The organism is Cupriavidus sp. KB_39 (genome assembly GCF_052114485.1).
In the GTDB taxonomy this organism is placed as follows: domain Bacteria; phylum Pseudomonadota; class Gammaproteobacteria; order Burkholderiales; family Burkholderiaceae; genus Cupriavidus.
Genome location: NZ_JBFREV010000230.1, coordinates 1 through 407 on the forward strand (window position 1 = coordinate 1; position 407 = coordinate 407).

The window sequence follows — 407 nt, forward strand, 5'->3', positions numbered from 1 at the left end:
CTCTACAAGACCACGGACACCTGGTACCCCGAGCACGAGCGCTCCCTGCTCTGGCGCGACAGCACGCTCCACATCGACTGGCCGCTCCAGGGCGAGCCATTGCTCGCGGCGAAGGACGCGGGCGGCAAGGCGCTGCGGGAGGCGGAGGTTTTTGCCTGAGGGGGATGCGGTCATACAATGGAGCGAGGCCAACGGCGCCCGTGCTGCGGCGCGCACCGAGGTGTTGGTCGAACCCCAAAGGAGACCCGCATGAGCAGYAAGAACACCATTTGCCTGTGGTACAACCGCGACGCGCTCGATGCCGCCAATTTCTATGCCAAGACCTTCCCCGACAGCGCGGTGGGCGCCGTCCACCGCTCGCCGGGCGACTATCCGGACGGCAAGGAGGGCGATGTCCTCACCGTCGA

The 407-nt window shown here is 66.7% G+C and carries 2 protein-coding genes; both read left to right on the forward strand.

What is annotated here, in order from left to right; genetic code table 11:
- Positions 1–159: dTDP-4-dehydrorhamnose 3,5-epimerase family protein (locus AB4Z27_RS29695; protein WP_441646073.1), on the forward strand; the 159-nt coding region annotated here is incomplete at its 5' end.
- A gap of 90 nt (positions 160–249) precedes the next feature.
- On the forward strand, positions 250–407 hold a 158-nt coding region (locus AB4Z27_RS29700), incomplete at its 3' end, for a VOC family protein (protein WP_441646074.1).